The organism is Variovorax boronicumulans (genome assembly GCF_030812215.1).
Taxonomy (GTDB): domain Bacteria; phylum Pseudomonadota; class Gammaproteobacteria; order Burkholderiales; family Burkholderiaceae_C; genus Variovorax; species Variovorax boronicumulans_C.
Window position 1 is genome coordinate 24572 of record NZ_JAUSSG010000017.1, and the last position, 21310, is coordinate 45881.

Consider the following 21310-nt stretch of genomic DNA (forward strand, 5'->3'; position numbering starts at 1 on the left):
GCGCACCGCGATCAGAAGTCGAACTTGGCCGACACCTCGAAGGTGCGCCGCGGCGCCAGCAGCACCTGGCTGGTGGCACGCCCCACCCAGGTGGCGTAGAGCTTGTCGGTCAGGTTGCGCACGCGAAAGCTCAGCAGCGCGTTCTTCAGCCGATAGCTCACTGCCGCATCCATGGTGGTGAAGCCGTTGATGCGAATCTGGTTGGCGTTGTCGGTGAACATGTGGCCGGTGCGGTTGAGCGACACGAAGTACTCGAACTTCGAGTTGTCGGGCCGGTAGGTCGCAAAGAGGTTGGCCACGCGCTCGGGCACGTTGGGCGGCGTCTTGCCGACGCGCGAGACGTTGCCCGCCTCCACCAGCGTGTCGAAGCGCGCATCGAGCGCCGCGAGATTGCCCGCCAGCGTCCACTCGCGCGTGGGCTTCCATACCGCCGAGAGTTCCAGCCCGCGCGACGACTGGCGCCCGTTGTTCACCGTGTTGGCGGCGTTGGCCGGATCGCGCGAGAGCACGTTGTCCAGCTCGATCTTGTAGACCGCCGCGGTCCACTCCAGGTTCGCTTCAGGCAGGCTCTGCTTGAAACCCACCTCGGCCTGCTTGCCGCGCGACATCGGAAACGCCGCGTTCGATGCCGACAGCAGGAAGAGCGAATTCACCGGCAGCGTGGCGTTGGTGTACTGCGCGTAGATGCTCGACTGCGGCGTGATGTCATACACCGCGCCGAGGCGGCCCGAGGTCGAACGGTAGCTGCTGCCGAAGCGCGTGTTGCTCCCCAGGTTCAGGTCGGTGATGGAACGGTCGACCTCGGTGCGGTCGTGGCGCAGGCCGCCGACCAGCGTGAGGTTGCGGATCGGCTTGAGCGCGTCTTCGACAAACACCGAACTGACCCGCACCTTGGTGTTCATGTCGGTGCGGTTGCCGCCGCCCACGCTGAGCGCGGGGTTGTCGTTGAAGAAGCCCACGTAGGGGTCGAACACCGGCACCCGCAGCAGGCTCGCCGTGCTGGCGCTGCCGTTGGAGAAGCGGCGCTGGCTGCCGAAGCGCGTTTCGCTGTATTCGCCGCCGACGACGAAGCGGTTGTCCATGCCGCCGATCGTGCCCTTGTGCGTGGCGTCGATGCGGTCGAGCCAGAAGTCCTGGTCGTGGGTGATCAGCGTCTGGTCGCGCGCGATGCTGGCGGGTGCCACGAAGGTGGCGCTCTCGGAATTGCGGAACACGCGGTTCGACTTGTTGGCCGAGAACTCGTTGCGCCACGACCAGCCGCCGTCGAGCTGGCCCGTGAGGCGCGCGCGCAGCCAGTAGGTTTCCGAGGAGTTGTCGTCGTCCAGTACGTTGTAGTTGGTGCGCGTCATGCGCCGGTCGATCACGCGGCCGTCGGGCGTGCTCACCACGTTCGTCGGCTGGGTGGCGAAGCTGCGCGGCACGAGCGGCGTGCCCCAGTAGGCGTCGTTGTTGTCGCGCAGGTAGTCGAACGAGAGATCGAGCTTCACCGAGCCGCCGAGGTCGACCAGCAGGCCGCTGGTGAAGTGGTCGATGCGCTCGCCGTTGCGGTCGATGGTGCCGACCTTGCTGTCGTTGCGGCTGTAGTCGATACGGTAGGCGCTGGCATCGCCCAGGGCGCCGCCGAAGCCGAAGGCCGCGCGCGTCGAGCCGTAGCTGCCGTAGGAAAGCAAGGCCTCCTTGTTCGGGTTGCTGCGATCGGGCCGCTTGGTCACGAAGTTGACGACGCCGCCGATGGCGCCCTCGCCGTCGAGCACCGAGGCCGGCCCCTTCAGCACTTCGATGCGGTCGTAGTTCCAGGTGTCCTGCACGCGGTTGACGACGCCGGCGCCGGAGCTGCGCACACCGTCGTAGAGGTACATGAGGCTGCTGAAGCCGCGCGTGGAGAGCGTCGTCGGCGACGACGGCGGGCCGCCGCCCGACAGGCCCGCCATGCCGCGCAGCGCTTCGCTGAAGGTGCGCGCGCCGCGTTGCTGGATCGCGTCCTGCGACAGGATCTCGACGGAGGCCGGCGTCTCGCGCACCGAGAGGCCGAGGCGCGAGGCCGCGCCGCTGGATTCCTCGAGGTGCAGGCTGTTGGCATCGCGACTGCCTTCGACGACGACGGTGCCGAGTTCGGCGGCGCTGCCTTGTGCGTACGCGGCCTGGAGGGCTGTGACGGCGGCGACTGCGATGGCCGTGCGGGTGAGCTGGATCATTGGACTGCTTGCTTGGGTGGAACGAAACGAAAAATCAGGAAGCGCCATTGCAATGCGCTAGGCGACCGAGAAGCGCCGCAGCCGCAACGCCGCAAGGCCGAACAAAAGCAGGCTCGGCACGAGCAGCTGCAGCACCGCCAGCGCAGCCTGGCCGCGCATCAGGCCAGCGGGCTCTTCTTGCCAGGCGAAGGCCGGGATGCGGTCGAACTCGGCGGGCGTGAACGCGTCGCGTGCATCGATGCGCGGGAAGAAGAAGGCCTTCCACGCCTCGTGGTACGCCACCGTCTGCGCTTCGAAGCGCGCATGGCGGCGCACGCCGTTGCCGGCCAGCGCGGTCATGCCTTCGTAGGCCACGGCGGCGGGCGACACCGCGCCGAAGCGGCCGAGCAGTTGCTGCTGGCGCGCCTGCTGCGCGTCGAAACGGTCGAGCGCGGGGCGGATCGCCTCGTCGACCTCGCGCTCGATCTTGTAGTTGGCCAGCGCGCGGCCGGCGATCTCGATCTTGCCGTTGCGCGGCATGAGGATCGCGCCGTGGCCCACGTGCTGGTACTCGGTGCCCAGCAGGTCCTGGTAGCGCTTCATCGCCTCGGCCGTGACCACGCGCTGCTGCGTGGCGAGCTCGGTGCGCGATGGCGCGGGCGCGGCCCGGGTGACGGCGAGGTTGAGCAGCACCGGCGCGACCAGCACCAGCATCACCCACGCGATGACCAGCACCATCGCATTGGTCGCCGACGAAGCGCCGAAGGCATTCACCGCCACGACCAGCGCGAACCAGAACAGCGCATAGGCGCCGACCAGCAACGCCCACCAGAGCGTCGCGCTGCCCATCGCGCTGGATGCGCCGGCGAAGCCCGCATGGCGCGCGATCCACAGCACCGCCACCGGCAGCAGCACGGCCGGCCCCAGCAGCACCGCGGCGCGCACCGTGAGCTTGCCCGCAAGCAGCGTGCGCAGGCGCAAGGGCTGCGACAGCAGCAGGCGCAGGGTGCCGTTCTCGCGCTCCGCCGACAGGAGGTTGTAGCTGAGCGCGAAGATCAGCAGCGGCAGCAGATAGACGATGACGAAAGCCAGGTCGAAATGCCCGCTCAGCAGGTGCCAGGGGTTCTCGATGTCGCTCGGGTTCATGAACACGACGCGGCTCTGGTTCGTGACCTTGTACTGGCTCGGGAACAGGTCGCTCTGGCCTAGCGCAACCGGGCCCAGCGGCGCGGTCGGCAGCAGCGCATGCTGGCCACCGTAGCCGCTCGCCATGCGCGAGGGATCGGCCGGGTTCTCGAACGGCGTGGGTTGCGCGGTGCCGGCGAGGATGGCTTCGAGCTGCACGCGCTGGCCGGCGCGGGTGTCGCGGTCGGCCTGCGCGACGGCGGCCTGCGCGCGGTCGCGCTTGGCGGTCTGCATGAGACCGTTGCCCAGCGCATAGGCCACGAGCAGCAGGAACAGCGCACCGACGACCCAGAGGCCGCGCTCGGCGAGCATCAAGCGGATTTCCTGGCGCATCACGGCCAGCAGGCGGCGGCCTTGGGGAGGATGAATGGACATGTGTGGCATCCCTCTTCAAAGCGCGCGCTGGCGCACGGTGGCGAAGGCGGCGAACGCCACTGCGAGCAGCAGGCCGGCGCACAGCACGGCCAGGCTTCGCGCCTGGTGCCGCAGCGCCCATCCCGCGCCCGGGGAGTGGTAGTCGAACGGCGGCACGGTGGCCCACAGGTCGGGCGTGGCCTGGTAGGAGAAGTGGCGGTCGCCCAGCGGATCGGCATGCACCACCAGGTCCTTGCTCATCAGGTCCTGGATGTTGCGGCGATGCAGTTCGGCCGCGGTCGTGAAGCGGCGGTGGTGCGAGAAATCGGTGCCCGCCATGCCCATCGAGAAACTGCGGATCGCGAGGATGGGGAGCACGAGGCCGCTCCACTCCTGCACCGTCTGCTGCTGCTCCCAGGTGTCCCAGAGGCGCCCGTAGTGGCGGTCGTACACGGGGTACGAGGCCTGGTCGTCCAGACGCAGCGCAATGCCCCACTTGCTGAGCGGCACGTCGCGGCCCCAGCGCTCGGTGGTGCCGAAGTTCTCTTGCCAGACCTTGTCCGACACCGCCTTGAGTTCGGCGCCGAGTTGCTGGTTGAACTCCAGCCGCGTCGGGCTCGGGAACCAGGTGCGCGACAGCTCCGAGAGCACGCGCGGCGCCATCACGGCCTGCCCGATCCACAGCGCGAGCAGCACGGTGATGGCCGTGCGCGAGGTGGCCGACATCGCCGATACGCCCAGCACGAGGAACACGAAGATGCCGAGGTACACCGCGTAGCCGAGCGCCCATGCGACAAGGCGCAGCAGCGCGTCGATGCGCCCGCCCTGCTCCGCGCCCGCGGCCACCGCGATGGCCGCGACGATGGCGGCCGGCACGAGCAGCACCGCGAGCGATGCCGCGAGCGCCAGCGCCTTGCCGGCCAGCAACCGCAGCGGCGACACGCCCAGGCTCAGCGTCTGACGCAGGATGCCCTGCTCGCGCTCGCCTGCAAACGCATTGAAGCCGAGCACGATCACCAGCAGCGGGCCGAGCACCTGCAATATCCAGCCGACCGAGAGATTGCCGAAGCGCTGCAGCCCGGTCGCGTCTTGTGCCGCGTTGAACTTCACCTCGCTCTGGCGGTGCGCCTGCAGCCACACGGTGCTGCCGATGAAGGGGTTGATGCCCGAGTCGACCATCGACAGCGGCGGCTCAGGCTTGAAGGCGTGCATGCCCTGGTGCGCGGCATCGTGCGGGTGGCGCTTGTCCTGGTGCAGCCAGTCGCGGTAGTCCATGGCCTGCGCGGCGACCTGCTCGGCGTGGGCGCCCTGCTGGTGCGCCCAGCCCACGGCGAGCGCGGTGAACAGCAGCATCACCACGAGCCCACCGGCCCAGTACAGGCGGCCATCGCGCAGGCGTTCGAGAAATTCGCGTCGTGCGATCCAGTTCAGCAACATGGAGGCTTTCATCTCATGCTCTCATGTGCTGCAGGTAGAGCGACTGCAGGTCGGTGTTCGCGATCTGCGCTTCGCCGTCGAGGCTTTCCACGAGGCGGCCGCGCTTCATGATGCCGACGCGGGTGGCGGTCTGCTGCGCGTGGAACAGGTCGTGCGTGGTGGTGAGCACGGCCACACCGGTGTCGGCCGCGCGGCGCAGCAGGTCGGAGAACTCGGCGGCGGCGTGCGGATCGAGCCCCGAGGTGGGCTCGTCGAGCAGCAGCGCCTTGGCCGCCTTGGCGATCGCCACCGCGATCCATACCTTCTGCCGCATGCCCTTCGAATACGCCGAGACGCGCTTGTCGGCGGCCGCGTGGTCGAGCCCCACCTCGGTCATCAACTCGAGCAGGCGCGAGCGCGGCAGTTCATGGCCGAGTGCGAGGCCGGCGAAGAAGCGCAGGTTCTCCAGGCCCGAGAGCGTGCCGTACAGCGTGACCTGCTCGGGGATGTACGCCACGTCCTGCTTGGTCGCGACGGGATGGCGCGTGACGTCGACGCCGTTGATTTCCACCGTGCCGCCGGTCGGCGCGATGAAGTTCAGGAACAGGTTGATGGTCGTCGTCTTGCCCGCGCCGTTGGCGCCCAGCAGGCAGTAGATGTCGCCGCCGCGGATGTCGAGGTCGAGACGGTCGAGCGCGGTGTGCGTGCCGTACTGTTTGGTGAGGCCGATGGCTCGGAGCATGGACAGGTTTCCAGTTGGAGAAAAAGACGCGCGCAGGCCTTCGGCGGCGCGGGGTGCGCCGATGCGGTTCTGTTCAGTCGTGGGGGGGGGGGTGGCGGGAAGCGCCCCGCCTTGTCGTCAGCGCAGGATCAGCGCTTGTTCTTGTTCTTCGCGCCGCCCTGGCGCGCCTTGAAGCGCGGGTTGGACTTGCAGATGACGTAGGTGCGGCCGCGCCGTGTCACCACCTGGCAATCGCGGTGACGCTTCTTTGCTTCCTTGAGCGAAGACAGGACTTGCATAGGATCGTTCCGAAAAGTTGGATCCGCAACTATACGTTATTGAGAATTCATTCTCAATAACGCAGAAAAGCTGACCGCAACCTAACGCCTCAATGCGCCTTGCGCGCTTTCGCCTTGCCGCCTGCGTCGACGCAGGCCGCGCACAGCCCATGCAACGTCACCTCGTGGCTCTTCACCTGGAAGCCCTTGGGCGCAAGGTCGTCCATCGGCCCCGGGCACGCATGCAGCAGGAACACCTGCCTGCAGCCCGAGCAATGAAAGTAGTGATGGTGGTGATCGGCCTCGTCGCCGTCGTGGTGCGCATGGCGATGCGCGGCGGGCTTGCAGGCCACTTCGTAGCGCGCCGGCTCGCCCGGCAACTCGACCTTTGCGATCTCGCCATCGGCCAGCAGCAGGGAGACCTGGCGGTACACGGTGGAGAGACTGATCTCAGGGACGATCTCGCGAGCGTGTTCGAGGATTTCCGGTGCGGTGAGGACGCGGCCGGGGTCGCTGAAAGCGGAGAAAACGGCGTTGCGTTGGCGCGTGAGGCGTTGCATTTTTCGATGATAGTGGGCGGGCCCTTGCCGGTCAGCGCCCCGGGGCCAACAAGCCGCCGGCCACTACGCCAGGACGTTCTGGCCGATGCGCCGCGCCTCGTCGGTCAGCGCGTCATAGTCGCCCTGCACGAACTGCCGCACCAGGCCGGCCACGTCTTCGCGCGCATGAATCTCGAAGCTGAGGTTCTGCGTTTCCTTGGAAAACCAGCCCTTCTTCACTTCGCGGCTGAAGCTGCACTGGTAGTAGTGCAACTGCTCATGGAAGACGCCACTGATGCCGAACTGCACCTTCATGTCGTCGCTGCACAAGACCAGCGCGGGCAGCGGGCCCTCCTGCGCGACGAGCCAGGCCGCCATCACCTCGCGCCATGGCACGGCGTCGAGCTCGCGCAGGAAACCTTCGGCATCCGTGGGCTTGCGCTCGTGTTCCTGTGCGCTCAGCTGCTTCAGGTAGGCGGCCACGCTCACCAGGCCGGGGAAGTCTTCCGAGTCGGTATCAAGGCCGCCCTTGCGAAAGAAAAAGAAACTCGGCATCAGCTGTTTTCCTCCGGCGTGGTTTCGGTTTTTTGCTTGCCCTTCTTCCCGCGCGCCGCCTTCTTGGCCGCACGCTCCGCATCGACGCGCTGTCCCTCAGCCAGCCATTGCGCAAACTCCTCGGGCGTCTCGAGCGTGATGCGCCCGAGGTTGCCCGCACGGAATTCGTGCATCACGATCTCCGCCGCCTTCTGCAGGTTGACCCGGCCCTTGCCCAGCAGCGCGCCGCGCTTGCGGCCGATGGTGTCGAGCACGTCCTCGTCCTTCATGGCGGCGATGGTGGCGGCGTCGAGCTCGACCAACTTGAAGCGCGCGGCAATGCCTTCGGCGTAGTGCCCCTTGAGGTAGTTGAGCAGCTCCAGCGCCACTTCCTCCTCGTCGAACGCGTTGCGCCCCACCGCGCCGCTGGCCGCGAGGTTGTAGCCGCTCTTGGGCACCACGATGCGCGGCCACAGCATGCCGGGCGTGTCCCACAGGTAGAAGTCGTCGGCCAGCGTGATGCGCTGCTCCAGCTTGGTGATGCCGGCCTCGTCGCCGGTCTTGGCCTTGCGCCCACCGGTCAGCGTGTTGATGAGCGTCGACTTGCCCACGTTCGGAATGCCGCAGATCAGCACCCGCATCGGCTTGGCCATGCCGCCCCGGTTGGGCGAGAGCTCGTGGCAGGCCTTCACGATCTGCTGCGCGGGCGTGGTGAGGCTCGCATCCAGCGGAATCGCGCGCGTGTCGGGCAGCGCGTTGTAGTGCGCAAGCCAGAGCGCGGTGCGCGCGGAGTCGGCCAGGTCCTGCTTGTTGAGCACCTTGAGCGTCGGCCGGCCGGCCGTCAGCTCGGCCAGCATCGGGTTGGCGCTGGAGCCGGGCAGGCGCGCGTCGAGCAGCTCGATGACCACGTCGATGTCCTTCACCCGCTCGGTGATGGCCTTCTGGGTCGTGTACATGTGCCCGGGGAACCACTGGATCGCCATCGATGGATGCTCTTTCTGTCGCGCTGTCTGCTGGGGTTGTGAAGGGGGCGGCCCGGAGGCCGGACGCGCATTGTGAACCGGGAACCGGAACAACGCGCGAACGCTATCTTTTCCATAGCTGACAGGGCCCGTCCACCCTATGGCGCCTTCGCTTGCCCCGGCTGGCCCCCTAGAATCCGCGCGCTGCGCCCCCGCAGCCATTCCAACAAAACCCCGAGGGAAATCCATGCTCAAGCGCCTTGCCGCTGCCGCCCTGCTGGCAGCCACCGTCGTGCCCGTGTCCGTCGTCCAGGCCCAGCGCCCTTCCCCGCCGCCCGGCCCGCTGACCAGCGGCTTCCTGTGCTGCAACATGCGCACCTACGGCGACTCGATCAGCGACATCAACTACGACGAGCAAGGCACGAGCATCGTCGCCGTGGGCACGCCGGCGCGCATCACGGCCTACGACTTCCGCTTTTTCAACCTCGATCTCGCGGGCAAGCCCCAGCGCATCAAGAACGACTACAGCCGCAACCTCACGTTGATCGACTTCGCCAAGCGCTACGTGGTCACCGAAGACCCGAAGCAGAAGATGGCCACCTTCCCGCCCGCGGTGAGCGCAGCCATCCGCGGCGGCAAGGTGATGCCCGGCATGACGCGCGAGCAGGTGCTGATGGCCATCGGCTACCCGGTGGCGAGCGAGAACCCGAGCCTCGACGCACCGGTGTGGCGCTACTGGCGCGACAGCTGGTCGGAGTACCAGGTCAACTTCGACGACAAGGGCCTCGTGAAGGCCGTGGTGGGCGACCCCGTGGCGCTCAGCCGCGTGCTGGCCGCGACGCCTTAAGTTCTCGCGCGTGGACACACGCGCAATCCCCTAGAGGGTTTTGCATCGCGGGGGGCTTTTCCGCCCCTATGATTTGACCGAGTGCGGCGCCAGCGGCGTCGGTCGAATCAAAACTTTTCTGATGGAGTGACCGCGATGAAACCCGTCTCCGAACTGCTCAAGCGCCACGATTCCGCCGCCTGGCGCACCTCGCCCGACACCAGCGTGTTCGATGCGCTGGCCACGCTGGCCCGCTTCGAGGTCGGCGCGCTCATGGTGATGGACGGCGAGAAGCTCGTGGGCTTTCTCTCCGAACGCGACTACACCCGCAAGGTCGCATTGCAGGGCAAGAACTCCAAGGAGATGAAGGTCTCGGAGATCATGACGCCCGACGTGATGACCGTCACCCCGCAAACCCGCACCCGCGCCTGCATGGCGCTGATGAGCCAGCGCAAGTTCCGCCACCTGCCGGTGGTCGACGGCGAGAAGGTGGTGGGCATGATCTCCATCCAGGACCTGATGGACGACATCATCAGCGAGCACGAGCAGACCATCGACCAGCTCACCAGCTACATCCAGAGCTGAGCAAAACTGCCACATTGCGGACCCTGCCCGGCGCGTGGGTAGGGAATAGACCTACGCACGGCACGGCGCCCAAGGGCGCACAGTGGACCTTCGTTCATCCATCCAGCAGAGGGACATTGCATGCAGATTCAGGTCAATACGAGCAACGGTATCGAGAACAAGGACACGCTGGAACGCTGGGCCGACACCGAGATCAAGCAGCACCTCTCCCGTTTCGTCGAAGACGTGACGCGCGTCGAGGTGCATCTGAGCGACGAGAACCACGACAAGGCTGGTGGCGGCGACAAGCGCTGCGTGATGGAAGCGCGCCTTGCCCACCACCAGCCGCTGGCCGTCACACAGCACGGCAACACGCTGGACGAGGCCTTCCGCGGCGCGGCCGACAAGCTCAAGCGGCTGCTCGACAGCACGTTGGGCCGGCTCAACAACCACCGGGACCGCGGCTCGATTCGCAAGGACGGCGGCGGCTTCGTCGCGGAGTAGCCGCCTGCGCCGCTGCTGCTGCGCAGCCGGTCACCGGGTCTTGCGTTTCGGCGGCGGCGTGCGCGGCGTCTCCGCGGGAATGAGCGGCGGGCGGTGCCCGCTCGCCATCCAGGCGTCATAGAAGTCGATCTTGCGGTCGACCAGCGTGAGCGCCTTCTTCCAGTCGGCAATGGTTTCGGTCACACGCGCGCGGTGTGCGGCGAGCAGGTCGCGGCGCTGCTGCAGCGTGGCCTTGCCCTGCAGCGCAAGCGCGGTGTATTCGCGCATCTCCGCAATCGACATGCCGGTGCGGCGCAGGCGCTCCATCAGGTCCAGCCAGCCGACGTGCAGTTCGCCGTAGAGGCGCCGGCCGCCCTCGTCGCGCGCCACGCCGGGCACGAGGCCCTGGGTCTCGTACCAGCGGATGGCGTGCACCGTGCGGCCGGTGCGCGTGGCCAGTTCGCCGATGTGGAAGGGCGTGCCCTTCACGACGGGCGCGGCCGGTGCGCTAGCTGCCGGCATGCGCGGCAACCGGCGGCGCCTCGAGCGCCTGCTGCACCAGTGCGGTGTCGAAGTACTCGGTCAGCTCTTTCACCTTGCCTCCTTCGAGTCGGTAGACGTAGCAGTAGCGGTTGTTGTAGCGCTTGCCGGCCTTGGTGGGCACGTCGCCGCTGAACAGCACCACCACCCGGTCGCCCTCGGCAATGATGCGCTCGGTCCTGCTCACGTAGGGCGCGGCGAATTGCGCGAACAGCGGCTTGATCAGCTCCTCGCGGATGGCCGCCTTGCCCGCGTAGGTGCGCGACCAGGGCGTGGTGCCCTCCAGCGTCCAGCTGGCGTCCTCGGCCAGGCTGTCGATGAAGGCCTGGCCGTTGCCCTTGTCCAGTTCGGCGTGAATGTGCTGGACCAGGGCCTTGTTGTCGATCGTGTTCATGGTTTTTTCCTCGGCAGTCGAATGAACCGGAAGTCCCGGTGAATTCATTGGAAATGCTCGAGTGCGCTCTAGGTCAAGCGCCATGAACAGGGCGGCTTTTCAGCCCTTTTCAGCCCTTGCCGACCTTCGCCGCCATGGCCTTGCCGACCTCGTTGCTGCCCTGGGTTGCGCCGCTCTGCGGCACGACCTCGCCCTCGCGCGAGGTCACCTCGGCCAGGCGCGCGGCCAGTTGCTCGGGCGCATCGGGGCCGCTGCCGAGCCAGACGCCCTGCGTCAGGGTGATGTGCGCCGCCTCGAAGACGCCGGCGCCCGCGCAGAGCACGGTGCGGTTGGGCGCATCCTGCGAGGCCAGCACCAGCATGGCGGGCACCACCGCGTCGGGCTGGAAGGCCTCGAGCATCTCCTTCGGGAACAGGTCCTCGGTCATGCGGGTGGCGGCGGTGGGTGCAAGGCAGTTCACACGGATATCGTTCTTCGCGCCCTCGATGCTCAGCGTCTGCATCAGCCCCACGAGCGCGAGCTTGGCGGCGCCGTAGTTGCTCTGGCCGAAGTTGCCGTACAGGCCCGAGGACGAGGTGGTCATCACGATGCGGCCGTACTTCTGCGCATTCATGAGCGCCCAGACGGCCTTGGTGCAGTTCACCGCGCCCATCAGGTGCACGTCGACCACCAGCTTGAAATCGGCGATTTCCATCTTGGTGAAGCTCTTGTCGCGCAGGATGCCGGCGTTGTTGACCAGGATGTCGACGCGGCCCCAGGCGTCCACCGCCTGCTGCACCATGGCCTGCACCGCCTCGAAGTCGGTCACCGATGCGCCATTGGCGATGGCCTCGCCGCCGGCCGCCTTGATCTCGTCGACCACCGCCTGCGCGGCGCTCACCGAGCCGCCGGAGCCGTCGCGCGCGCCGCCCAGGTCATTGACCACCACCTTGGCGCCGCGCGCCGCCAGGGCCAGCGCATGCTGGCGGCCGAGGCCCCCGCCCGCGCCGGTCACGATGGCCACGCGGCCCTTGAAGTCGATGCTGTTGCTCATGAGTCGCTCTCTCTGCTGCTTTCGTTTGGGGGAGTGTCTGCGCCTTGCCGCTGTGCGGCAGCGTGGCGTTTTACCCCAAAAGAGCGTGGCGGCAGCGCCGGAGGCAGAGGGTGCCAGTCACCCGGGCGACGGCTGCATGGTGGCGCAGTACGCCACCAGCTGGTCGAGCTCGGCCGACTTGTCGAAGAAGGCGTCGGCGCCCAGTTGGGTCGAGCGATCGCGCATGTCGGCCGTGGCGTAGTTGCTGAGCACCACCACCTTCTGGTGCGGCGAGCGGTTGCGGCAGGCGTTGATCACGCCCAGTCCGTTGCCCCGCTTGAGGAACAGGTCGACGATGGTCAGGTCCCAGCCGTCACGGTGCTGGCCCAGCCAGGCGACGGCTTCTTCCTCGGTGCTGGCGGAGGCCACCACTTGCGCATCGGCCACGTCCTCCAGAAATCCGACGAGGTTCTCGCGGATCACGGGGCTGTCTTCGACGAGATAGGCCTTGAACGTCATGATGAAACCAGGGAGGCGGAACTTGCGCTGTGCATGCAACGCATCCTCGCAGTGCGGACATCGTGCGCGGTGGGCCATGCGGTCCAATGCCTGTAGGCCATAGGCCACCGCCACTGTCGTCTGAGGATGGTGCCGCCGAAGGACGCCGGACGCCTCGGCGCCTTGATGCCTCGCTCTTGCGATCAGGCCGCGACGGCCATCCGGCCCCGCGCCATGCCCAGGCGCGCGGGCGAGACGTACTGCTCGCGGTAGATCTCGAAGGGCATGGTGTCGGCCGCCTCGATGCGCTTTTGCTCCTGGATCGACTCGGCGGTCATGCGCTCGAACCCGGCCTGCTGCTCGTCCGAGAACGGCAGGGCCAGCAGCGCGGCGCGGGTCTGCTCCGACTGCGCGCGCACGAAGCCGATGAACGAGTTGCCGTGCTGCTGCTCGATGGCCGCGAGCACGCGGGCCGAGGGCAGGCTGTCGGGGTTCTGCAGCGCGGCCCGCGCGGCATTCACCGCGTCGGTGTGCAGCGTGCCGCCCTGCGCCGCGTCGAGCGCGGCGGCGATGGGCAGGCACTCGTCGACCAGCTCGATGCCCCAGTCGGTCAGCGTCGCTTCGCGGCCACCGCGCGACAGGCGCAGGCCCGGTTCGCGGCCGCGCGCGGCGGTCAGGTGCTGGTTGCGCGCGAGGTCGGCGATTTCCTCGGGGGTGTCGTCGGGGCTGTCGCTCAGGAGGCAGTGCAGCAGGAAGACGTCGATGAAGCGCATGGTCTGCGCGTTGATGCCAACGGTCTCGAAGGGGTCGAGGTCCATGAGGCGCACCTCGACGTATTCGACGCCCCGCTCGCGCAGCGCATGCAGCGGACGCTCGCCGGGGTTGATCACGCGCTTGGGGCGGATCGTGCCGTAGAACTCGTTCTCGATCTGCAGCAGGCTGGTGCCCAGCTGGTTGTAGTCGCCGCCCAGGTTGCGGATGCCGATGGCCTCGTAGGCCGGCCAGGGGCGCGTGAGCGCGTCCTGCAACGAGGCACCGTAGCCCTCCAGGCTGTTGTAGCTCACGGCCAGCGAGGCCTGCGCATCGCTCTGGTAGCCCAGGCGCCCCATGCGCAGCGAGGTGCCGTGCGGCATGAACATGCTGCCGTCGCCCAGCGGCTGCAGCTCGTGCGGGCGGCCCGCGACGAAGCTCGAACACAAGGCCGGCGAGGCGCCGAACAGGTACAGCAGCAAGAAGGCGTGGCGGCGGAAATTGCGGATCAGCGCGAAGTACTGTTCGCTCGACACGTCGGGCAGCGACCAGTTGTAGTGAATGCCAGAGATGGTCTGCATGCGGCGGCCATAGCGGTGGCTCAGGCCCATGCGATAGACGCTCTTGGCGCGGCCCACGTTCGAAGAGCCGTAGCGCCCGATGGGAATGGTCTCGTCGGTCGGCAGGCCGCAAGGCATGCTGGAGACCCAGAGGCGCTCGTCGCCCAGCTGGTCGAGCACGCGGTAGGTGAACTGGTGGACCCGGGTCAATTCCTCGAGCGCCGATTCGACGCCGGCGTGCACGCCCGTGATGAGCTCGAGCTGCGATTCGCTGAAGTCGGTCGTGATGTGCGGATGCGTGAGCGCCGAGCCCAGCGCCGCCGGATGCGGCGTCAGCGCGAGCTTGCCGTCGGGCAGCGCGCGCAGGCTTTCCTTCTCGATGCCGCGTCGCATGCCGTGGAGGCGTGCGGCTGAAAGTGCACCCAACCTCTCCTGCAATCTGTTGCTCATATTGTTATGACCCATCAATCTTCTGAGGGGCTGGAAGGTAGCACGGGAGAGCGGGCACTGCTTGCGCAGGGAATCCCGTTTCCGGCTAGGTTCTCGCCCGCTATTTTTTTGATAGCTCCCTGCATAGGCACCATGCGGGCCAAAGGCCTTTTCAGTAGAGAAAAATTCGGGTCAGGTGTGGCCGGCCCGCAGGTCTATCTCGTCCGACTGGTAGACGTGGATCTCCGGCGTGCCGTCGGCCATGGCGGCCAGCGCCTTGCCGAAGGCGCGCGAGGCATCGACGCCAAAGTGCGCCTGAAGTGCGGGCATGTCGCTCCAGCGCTCCACGAAGGTCAGGCGCAGCGGGTCTTGCACGTCGGTCGTCACTTCGTGCGAGATGCAACCGGGCTCGGCGCGCGAGCGCAGCACGTGCTCCACGCTGATGGCCAGCATCGCCTGCAGGGTGTCGGGCTTGGCGAGGGCGTGTCCGATGACGAGGATCATGGGCTGTCTCCTTCTCTTTTCCTTCTCCGTCTGTCGCGTGGCTTGCCAAAGCGGCCTGTTCTTCAGCCGAGCACGCGCAGCAGGAAAGCATTCAGGTCGTCGATTTCTTCCATGCAGACCGAGTGCGCCATCGCGTAGTCGTGCCACTCGACGGTATAGCCCAAGGCGATGAGCGCGTCACGCGACTGCGTGGCCCTTGCCAAGGGCACCATCGGGTCCTGCCGGCCATGGCCGAGGAACACGGGCGTCTCGTGGTTGGCCGCATGGCGCTCGGCCGCGGTGCTGGCCGCCAGCGGCAGCCAGCCCGAAAGGCCGACGATGCCGGCCAGGCGCTCGGTATGGCGCAGCCCGGTCAGCAGCGCCATCGCGCAGCCCTGCGAGAAGCCGGCCACCACGATGCGGTTGGCGGGAATGCCCCGGGCCTTTTCGTTGGCGATCAGCGCCTCGATGGTGGCCTGCGAGCGGCGCAGGCCCGCGGCGTCTTCCTGCACATTGAAATCGGGGCCGGCAATGTCGAACCAGGCCGGCATCTGGTAGCCGTTGTTCAGGGTGACCGGAATCACCGGCGCGTTGGGGAACACGAAGCGCACCGGTCCAACCTCGGAAAGGTCCAGCTCGCTTGCAATCGGCACGAAGTCGTTGCCGTCGGCGCCCAGGCCGTGCATCAGGATCACGGAGGCGGTGGGGTTCGGGGCGGTTTCGATTTCGATGGGAAGGCGGGACATGGTCGGGCAAAGGTATTCAAGGATTCGGATGGCCTCACCTTAGCGCATTCGGGCGGTCGGCTGACTTGCGCAGCGTGCCTTCGCGCCCAAGATGGGCTGAAACAAAAGGAAAGAAGCGCGTGAGCCATTCCCCTCCCCTGGTCGAGATCAAGCTGTCCGGCGTGGTGCTGGTCTGCGGCGATTGCGAAGAGCGCAGCGACGGCCCCACGAAACTCAAGGCGAAACAGGTCCGCAAGGAACTCAAGCGCGATCTGGTGCATGTGCCGGGGCGCCTGCGCGTCGTGCAATCGACCTGCCTGGGCCTGTGCCCCAAGAAGGCGATGGCGCTGGTCGCCGTGGCGGGCGGGCATGCGCCGATGGCGGCCGAGGCGTGCCGCGACGACGATGTCGCGGATTTCGCCAAGGCGCTGGCCCGCTCGATTCGCTAGCCGGCTGGTTCGGCCTTGATGCCGGTCGCCTTCACGATCTGCGCATGGCGCTCGTACTCGGCCGACACCTGCTGCCGGAACTGCCGCTGCGGAAAGCCCGTGGCCTCGATGCCCTGCAACGCGAGATCGGCGCGGGCAGCAGGCGTCGGCACGATGCGCCGGGCATTCAGCTGCATCCGGGCATGAGCACGCGCTTCAAGCCGGCATTGCACGCAGCGCATCGAGTTCGCGATAGAAGCCATCGACCTGTTGCTGTGCCGTGTCCTGCATCGCCGCGTTGCGGCGCGCGCAGCTCACGGCATCTTCCATCGCGCCCGCTTCGCCGACCTTGCGCGAGGCGTCCTGCACGAAGCGGCACATGGGGTAGCGGCGCTCGCCGAAGGCTTTCAGGGTATCTTCGTTGATGCCGTTCGCCGCGAGCATCCGGGCCAGCACCACCGCGTCTTCCACGGCCATCGCGCCGCCCTGCCCCATGAACGGCGTCGAGGCGTGCGCCGCATCGCCGATCAGCAGCACGCGGCCCGCGTGCCAGGGCAGCGGCGCCTGCACCTCCTCGACGGCGGTATAGAGCACTTCCGAATTCGCCGAGAGCTCGTCGAGAAACCGCCGCGCCGGCCCGCCGAATTCCGCGAACCGCTCGCGCATCAGCGCGGGCCATTGCTCCCGCGGATACCAGCGGTCCGCAGGCTCGCTCACCGTGCCGAAGATGTAGAGCCTGTCGTCGCTGATCGGCATGATCCCGAGCCGCTTGCCGATGCCCATCATCATGATCTTGGCGTCGAGCGTGCGCGGCCGCTCGTGCACGCTGCGCCACACGCCGAAGCCGGTGTAGCGCGGCATCACGGGTCCGCACACGGCCTCGCGAACCTGCGAGCGGATGCCGTCGGCGCCGACGACGAGATCGAAACGCCGCGTCGATCCGTCGGACAGCGAGACCTCCGCGTGATCGCTGCCGCTTGGCGAATGGATCTTTTCCACCGTCGTCGCCAGCCGGATATCGACGCCGAGCGCATCGAGCCGGCCCGCGAGGATGCGGTGCATCTCCGCGCGCTTGATGCCCAGGATCGGCGCCGCGCCACCTTGCGAGCGCGGATAGAACACATCGACGATAGGCGCGCCAAGGTGGTCGAGGTAGACATTGCGCCCATCCGCGATGCCGAAGCCCGCATCGAGGATCTGCGGCAGCACGCCGACGCTGCGCAGCGCCTCCAACCCATTGCTGTAGATGAAGATGCCCGAACTCTGGAAGCGCCATTCGGCCTGCTTCTCGACCAGCGTGACCCGCATGCCCTTGGCGGCCAGCGCGATGGCGGCCGAGCAGCCCGCGATGCCGGCGCCGACGATCAGTATCTTGTGATGTGTTGTTGTTGCGGTCATGGGCAGCCTCAGAGTTGCGTGCGCACGGACCACAGCTCCGGAAAGAACCGGTGATCCACCACGCTGCGCAGCCACCCCACGCCGGCAGAGCCGCCCGTGCCCGGCTTGAAGCCGAGGATGCGCTCGACCGACACGAAGTGCCGCCAGCGGTATTGCGAGAACACGTCGGCAATGTCCATCAGCGCTTCGCCGAGCCGGTAGAGATCGTTCTCCGGCGTCGGATCGCCGTACACCCAGAGCCACGCGGCCTCGACGCCCGGGTTCACCGCATAGGGTGCCGACCAGTCGCGCGACAAGGCCTCGGGCGGCACCGCGATGTCCCGGCGGTGCAGCAGCGCGAGCACATCGTCGTAGAGGCTCGGCGAATTCAGCGCGCGCTCCATATAGGGCCACACGTCGGGATTGTTCGCATGCGCGCGCGCGAGCGGCACCGACTTGTTGCCCAGGACGAACTCCACATGCCGGTACATGTACGACTGCTGCCCCGAGGCGATGCCCAGCGTGTTGCGGAACTGGTTGAATTCGTGCGGCGTGATGGTGGAGAGCACGTCCCAGGTCTTGCCCAGGAACTCCAGCAGCGCGCGCACCCGCGGCACCAGCTGCAGCGCGCCGGCCACGTCGTCGGCGCGGATGCGCGCCTGCATGTTGACCAGCTCGTAGTGGATGGCCTTGAAGGTCAGTTCCTTGCAGTGCGTGATGCACATGAAGACCATCTCGTCGTGGCCTTCGCTGCGCATGTGCTGGATGCTCAGCAGCAGGTCGTTGCGCTGATGCTCAAGGTACGGGTTGCTGCGGCCTTCGAACTGGAGCAGCGGCTCGCCGTCGGTGTTCTTCACCGTGGCTTCGCGTTGCTGGTTGTCGCCGGACGCGATCGACTTGACGAGGGAGTTTTCGAGCGCCGGATTGCGCACTTCGGGAATGACTCGGTGGCGTTGGATGGGCATGCGCCGATTGTTCGGCGCGCCTGCGGCCGCCTCAACCTCCGGCACGCCGGATTTGGGCACCGATCGTCCGGTGCACGTTGATCAGTTGGATTCGGGGCTGCCGTGCCGCCGCGCGTAGGCGCTGGGCGTCATGCCCGTCCAGCGCTGGAAGGCGCGCGAGAACGCCTTTTCCGAGGCATAGCCCACCGCCTCGGCCACCTGGTGCAGGCTCAGTTGCCGGTTCTTGAGCTTCTCGGCCGCCAGCGTCATGCGGTAGGAGCCGAGGTAATGCATCGGCGTCACGCCCACCAGCGCGCGAAAGCGCTCGCTGAAGATGGTGCGCGACAGATAGCTGGCCTGCGCCAGCGTGGCCACCGACCACGGGTGCTCGGGCCGCTCGTGCATCAGCGACATCGCGCGGGCGATGCTTTCGTCGTCGAGGCCGCGCAGCTGGCCGGCCTGCTGCGCATGGTCGGCCGGGGGCTGGGCATACAGGTGCTCGCAGAGGATGTGCACCAGCAGCAGGTCGGCCATGCGCGCCGCCGAGAGCTGCCAGCCCGGCCGCTGCGCGATGGTTTCGTTCACCAGCGACTCCATCGCCTGCGCGAGCGACGCGGTGGTGGGAATCTGCGCCCGCCGCAGCACGATCAGCGGCGGCAGGCTGGCCATGATGGAGCCCAGGCCCTCGGCGGGCATCCACAGGTGCAGCGAGAACAGCTCGGTCGCCGCGCCGCCCCCGCCGTGCGAGAACACGATCGGATGATCGCCATGCCGGCCGACCGAGTGGGCGGTGATCAGGTCGCGAAAGGGTTCGGCCTCCAGCCCCGGCGCGGAGGACACGGTGTGCGCGCCGCCCTGCGGCAGCATCGCGATGTCGTGCGGCGCCACGGCCACCGGCTCTGCGCCGTCCACCGCAATCCAGTACGGCGCGCCGGTGCACATGCGGATCAGCGGGCCATCGACGCCGGTCGAATGCAGTGCCCACGGCGCGGAAAGCGAGAAGCGTGCGGTGACCGCGCGTTCGGACTTGTACGTCGCAAGCACATGGCTGAGTACGTCGCCGCCCCGCTCTGTGTCCATGCTGTTCGTGTCGCCCGGTGATCTGGAATGCCGGCGATTATCTGGCATGGCAACCGGGCGGATTGCAGGCGATTTTTCGTTGCTTTACACAAGCGGCCCGGGGATGCAACACAATGGCGTTTCCCATGAAGACCCCGACCCCGCACCCGAAGCCCCCGCTCGCCGCCGCTGCCTTCGACAGCGAAACCCTGTTGCGCGAAAGCGGCCTGCGCGTGACACGCGCCGCCCAGACGGTGCTGGAGCTGCTCCGGCACACCTCCCAACCCCTGACGCACGAAGAAGTGGCCGCGGCCTACACCACCGCCACGGGCGAAGCCCCCGACCGCGTGACCATCTACCGCGTGCTCGACCGCCTCGTCGAAGCGGGCCTGTGCGATCGCCGCGTGGGCGCCGACCGGGTCAACCGCTTCGCATGGCACGTCGAGGCGGCATCGGGCAACACCTTCGAATGCGACCAGTGCCACAAGGTGCTGGCGTTGCCGTCGGACCCCGAACTGCCCAAGGTGATGGGCCGGCTCGGGCGGGCGCTGCGCAAGCAAGGCATCGACACCCGCCACACCGCGCTCACCTTGCACGGCACCTGCGGCGACTGCTCGCGATAGACCTGTTCAGACGTTCCAGGACGGGAACGGATCGGGCAGGTTCTGCCACCACGAAGGGCCGAAGCGCATTTCGCTTTCGGTGAGCAGGCAGGCATCCAGCCGCGCACGCAATGCCGCCTCGTCCATGCCGATGCCAATCAGCACCAGTTCCTGCCGCGCATCGCCCGTGGCGGGGTCCCAGTTGTTGGTGATCAACTCCAGCGCGTCGAGGTCGGTCGGCCAATGCTCGCGCGGCACCGCCGCCCACCAGAAGCCCGCAGCGCCGTAGCGGCAGGCGCCGCCGGCCTGCGACCACGAACCGGCACGCGTGGGGCGGCTCGCGAGCCAGAAGAATCCCTTGGAGCGCACCACGCCCTCCCACTCGCTTTGCACCAGGTCCCAGAAGCGCTTCGGATGAAACGGCAGGCGCGAGCGATAGACAAAGCTGCGAATGCCGTATTCCTCGCTCTCGGGCACATGCTCGCCGCGCAGCTCGGCGAGCCAGCCCGGCGCCTGCTCCGCCTGCTCGAAATCGAAGAGGCCGGTGTCGAGCACGCGGTCTAGCGCGACGCGGCCGAACTCCGACACCTCGATGCGCGCACGCGGATTCAAGCTCCGCAATATCGCCATCAGCCGCTCGCGCTCCTCGGCCGTGACGAGGTCGGTCTTGTTGACCACCAGCACGTCGCAGAACTCGATCTGCTCGATCAGGAGATCGACCACCGTGCGCGTGTCTTCGTCGCCGAGCGACTGGCCGCGCTGGCCCAGGCTGTCGGGCGAGCCGTAGTCGCGCAGGAAGTTGAAGGCATCGACCACCGTCACCATGGTGTCCAGCCGCGCCACGTCGGCCAGGCTCTTGCCGTCCTCGCCCGCGAAGGTGAAGGTCTCGGCCACGGGCAGCGGCTCGGAGATGCCGGTGGACTCGATCACCAGCTGGTCGAAGCGGCCCTCCTTCGCGAGGCGGTTCACCTCGATCAGCAGGTCTTCGCGCAGCGTGCAGCAGATGCAGCCGTTGCTCATCTCCACCAGCTTCTCGTCGGTGCGCGAGAGCTGCGCGCCGCCGTCGCGCACGAGCGCCGCGTCGATGTTGACCTCGCTCATGTCGTTGACGATGACCGCCACGCGGCGCCCCTCGCGGTTGTGCAGGATGTGATTGAGCAAGGTGGTCTTGCCGGCGCCTAGGAAGCCGGACAGGACGGTGACGGGGAGGCGTGAGGTCATGGGGCGTACGCTATATGTGCAACAGAATTGCATTATATTGACCAATCGCAACAAGGTTGCGATTCAGGCGCCCCAGGGGCCGAAGACATCGGAAGCCCGGATGGTGTGCCAGTCCTCGGGCAATTCGCCATCGCTGGAAATCACCCCTCCGCCTGCGGTCCGGGTCCGGGGGAGGATTTCCGCCACACCGGGCACCCCGTTTCGCGCGGGGACTGCCGCCGGGAAACGCACCGCCTCCTACAAACAAGGGAG

General features: G+C 67.5%; 25 protein-coding genes. 5 read left to right on the plus strand and 20 right to left on the minus strand.

Annotation, left to right across the window (positions count from 1 at the left end; genetic code table 11):
* Window positions 1-11: 11 nt before the first annotated feature.
* The 8 genes from J2W23_RS30400 to ylqF all read right to left on the minus strand — a co-directional run bounded on the left by J2W23_RS30400 (window position 12) and on the right by ylqF (window position 8184).
* Window positions 12-2195 carry a TonB-dependent receptor gene (locus J2W23_RS30400; RefSeq protein WP_307651378.1) on the minus strand — a complete coding sequence of 728 codons (2184 nt, stop codon included), beginning with the start codon at window positions 2193-2195 and terminating at the stop codon, window positions 12-14.
* Window positions 2196-2252: 57 nt separating this feature from the next.
* Window positions 2253-3734 (minus strand): ABC transporter permease subunit, encoded by a 1482-nt coding sequence (locus J2W23_RS30405; RefSeq protein ID WP_307651379.1) that lies wholly within the window; start codon window positions 3732-3734, stop codon window positions 2253-2255.
* A 15-nt stretch (window positions 3735-3749) separates the two neighbouring features.
* The gene (locus tag J2W23_RS30410; protein WP_307651404.1) at window positions 3750-5150 is read right to left on the minus strand and encodes an ABC transporter permease subunit; all 1401 of its coding nucleotides are present in this window, start codon (window positions 5148-5150) and stop codon (window positions 3750-3752) included.
* Window positions 5151-5163: 13 nt separating this feature from the next.
* Window positions 5164-5871, minus strand: a complete 708-nt coding sequence (locus tag J2W23_RS30415; RefSeq protein ID WP_176656296.1) for an ABC transporter ATP-binding protein — start codon at window positions 5869-5871, stop codon at window positions 5164-5166.
* Window positions 5872-5999: 128 nt separating this feature from the next.
* Window positions 6000-6149 (minus strand): type B 50S ribosomal protein L36, encoded by a 150-nt coding sequence (gene ykgO / locus J2W23_RS30420; protein ID WP_013542562.1) that lies wholly within the window; start codon window positions 6147-6149, stop codon window positions 6000-6002.
* Window positions 6150-6238: 89 nt separating this feature from the next.
* A complete protein-coding gene (locus J2W23_RS30425; protein ID WP_176656295.1) occupies window positions 6239-6688 on the minus strand; it encodes a Fur family transcriptional regulator in 450 nt (149 codons plus the stop codon).
* A 63-nt stretch (window positions 6689-6751) separates the two neighbouring features.
* Window positions 6752-7222: a hypothetical protein gene (locus J2W23_RS30430; RefSeq protein WP_176656294.1), complete on the minus strand. Its 471-nt coding sequence runs from the start codon at window positions 7220-7222 to the stop codon at window positions 6752-6754.
* On the minus strand, window positions 7222-8184 hold the full coding sequence (gene ylqF / locus J2W23_RS30435; RefSeq protein ID WP_307651380.1) for a ribosome biogenesis GTPase YlqF: 963 nt from the start codon (window positions 8182-8184) through the stop codon (window positions 7222-7224). Before ylqF ends, J2W23_RS30430 begins: the two co-directional genes overlap by 1 nt.
* Before the next feature lie 226 nt (window positions 8185-8410).
* On the opposite strand from ylqF, the gene bamE reads away from it, so the two are divergent.
* The 3 genes from bamE (at window position 8411) to J2W23_RS30450 (ending at window position 10057) form a co-directional block, all read left to right on the plus strand.
* Window positions 8411-9010, plus strand: coding sequence for an outer membrane protein assembly factor BamE domain-containing protein (gene bamE, locus J2W23_RS30440; RefSeq protein ID WP_307651381.1), 600 nt, complete (start codon window positions 8411-8413; stop codon window positions 9008-9010).
* Window positions 9011-9145: 135 nt separating this feature from the next.
* Window positions 9146-9574, plus strand: a complete 429-nt coding sequence (locus tag J2W23_RS30445) for a CBS domain-containing protein (protein ID WP_176656291.1) — start codon at window positions 9146-9148, stop codon at window positions 9572-9574.
* Between the two features lie 120 nt (window positions 9575-9694).
* On the plus strand, window positions 9695-10057 hold the full coding sequence (locus J2W23_RS30450; protein ID WP_176656290.1) for an HPF/RaiA family ribosome-associated protein: 363 nt from the start codon (window positions 9695-9697) through the stop codon (window positions 10055-10057).
* Between the two features lie 30 nt (window positions 10058-10087).
* On the opposite strand, the gene J2W23_RS30455 is transcribed toward J2W23_RS30450, so the two are convergent.
* From J2W23_RS30455 to J2W23_RS30485, 7 genes are all read right to left on the minus strand, one after another.
* Window positions 10088-10558 carry a MerR family transcriptional regulator gene (locus J2W23_RS30455; protein WP_176656289.1) on the minus strand — a complete coding sequence of 157 codons (471 nt, stop codon included), beginning with the start codon at window positions 10556-10558 and terminating at the stop codon, window positions 10088-10090.
* Window positions 10545-10970 (minus strand): nuclear transport factor 2 family protein, encoded by a 426-nt coding sequence (locus tag J2W23_RS30460; RefSeq protein ID WP_176656288.1) that lies wholly within the window; start codon window positions 10968-10970, stop codon window positions 10545-10547. The genes J2W23_RS30455 and J2W23_RS30460 overlap by 14 nt, the downstream gene beginning before the upstream one ends.
* 109 nt (window positions 10971-11079) lie before the next feature.
* Window positions 11080-12003 carry an SDR family NAD(P)-dependent oxidoreductase gene (locus tag J2W23_RS30465; RefSeq protein WP_307651382.1) on the minus strand — a complete coding sequence of 308 codons (924 nt, stop codon included), beginning with the start codon at window positions 12001-12003 and terminating at the stop codon, window positions 11080-11082.
* 117 nt (window positions 12004-12120) lie between these two features.
* Window positions 12121-12501: a response regulator gene (locus J2W23_RS30470; RefSeq protein ID WP_176656286.1), complete on the minus strand. Its 381-nt coding sequence runs from the start codon at window positions 12499-12501 to the stop codon at window positions 12121-12123.
* Between the two features lie 182 nt (window positions 12502-12683).
* Window positions 12684-14240, minus strand: coding sequence for a glutamate--cysteine ligase (gshA, locus tag J2W23_RS30475; RefSeq protein WP_176656285.1), 1557 nt, complete (start codon window positions 14238-14240; stop codon window positions 12684-12686).
* 171 nt (window positions 14241-14411) lie between these two features.
* Window positions 14412-14723 carry a putative quinol monooxygenase gene (locus J2W23_RS30480; protein WP_307651383.1) on the minus strand — a complete coding sequence of 104 codons (312 nt, stop codon included), beginning with the start codon at window positions 14721-14723 and terminating at the stop codon, window positions 14412-14414.
* A gap of 62 nt (window positions 14724-14785) precedes the next feature.
* Complete coding sequence (locus J2W23_RS30485) at window positions 14786-15448, minus strand: alpha/beta hydrolase (protein ID WP_307651384.1); 663 nt, start codon at window positions 15446-15448, stop codon at window positions 14786-14788.
* Between the two features lie 119 nt (window positions 15449-15567).
* Here J2W23_RS30485 and J2W23_RS30490 point away from each other — a divergent pair, with 119 nt between their 5' ends.
* Window positions 15568-15876 carry a hypothetical protein gene (locus J2W23_RS30490; RefSeq protein WP_176656282.1) on the plus strand — a complete coding sequence of 103 codons (309 nt, stop codon included), beginning with the start codon at window positions 15568-15570 and terminating at the stop codon, window positions 15874-15876.
* On the opposite strand, the gene J2W23_RS30495 is transcribed toward J2W23_RS30490, so the two are convergent.
* From J2W23_RS30495 to J2W23_RS30510, 4 genes are all read right to left on the minus strand, one after another.
* Window positions 15873-16052, minus strand: coding sequence for a hypothetical protein (locus J2W23_RS30495; RefSeq protein ID WP_307651385.1), 180 nt, complete (start codon window positions 16050-16052; stop codon window positions 15873-15875). The genes J2W23_RS30490 and J2W23_RS30495 overlap by 4 nt on opposite strands.
* Window positions 16053-16071: 19 nt before the next feature.
* Window positions 16072-17253, minus strand: a complete 1182-nt coding sequence (locus J2W23_RS30500; protein WP_307651386.1) for an FAD-dependent oxidoreductase — start codon at window positions 17251-17253, stop codon at window positions 16072-16074.
* Window positions 17254-17261: 8 nt separating this feature from the next.
* Window positions 17262-18197, minus strand: coding sequence for a tryptophan 2,3-dioxygenase (locus tag J2W23_RS30505; RefSeq protein WP_307651387.1), 936 nt, complete (start codon window positions 18195-18197; stop codon window positions 17262-17264).
* An 81-nt stretch (window positions 18198-18278) separates the two neighbouring features.
* The gene (locus J2W23_RS30510; RefSeq protein WP_307651388.1) at window positions 18279-19256 is read right to left on the minus strand and encodes an AraC family transcriptional regulator; all 978 of its coding nucleotides are present in this window, start codon (window positions 19254-19256) and stop codon (window positions 18279-18281) included.
* Window positions 19257-19381: 125 nt separating this feature from the next.
* On the opposite strand from J2W23_RS30510, the gene J2W23_RS30515 reads away from it, so the two are divergent.
* Window positions 19382-19858 carry a Fur family transcriptional regulator gene (locus J2W23_RS30515; protein ID WP_176656278.1) on the plus strand — a complete coding sequence of 159 codons (477 nt, stop codon included), beginning with the start codon at window positions 19382-19384 and terminating at the stop codon, window positions 19856-19858.
* A 6-nt stretch (window positions 19859-19864) separates the two neighbouring features.
* Here the strand turns inward: J2W23_RS30515 and zigA are convergent, their stop codons facing one another.
* The gene (gene zigA, locus J2W23_RS30520; RefSeq protein WP_176656277.1) at window positions 19865-21058 is read right to left on the minus strand and encodes a zinc metallochaperone GTPase ZigA; all 1194 of its coding nucleotides are present in this window, start codon (window positions 21056-21058) and stop codon (window positions 19865-19867) included.
* Window positions 21059-21310 lie beyond the last annotated feature (252 nt).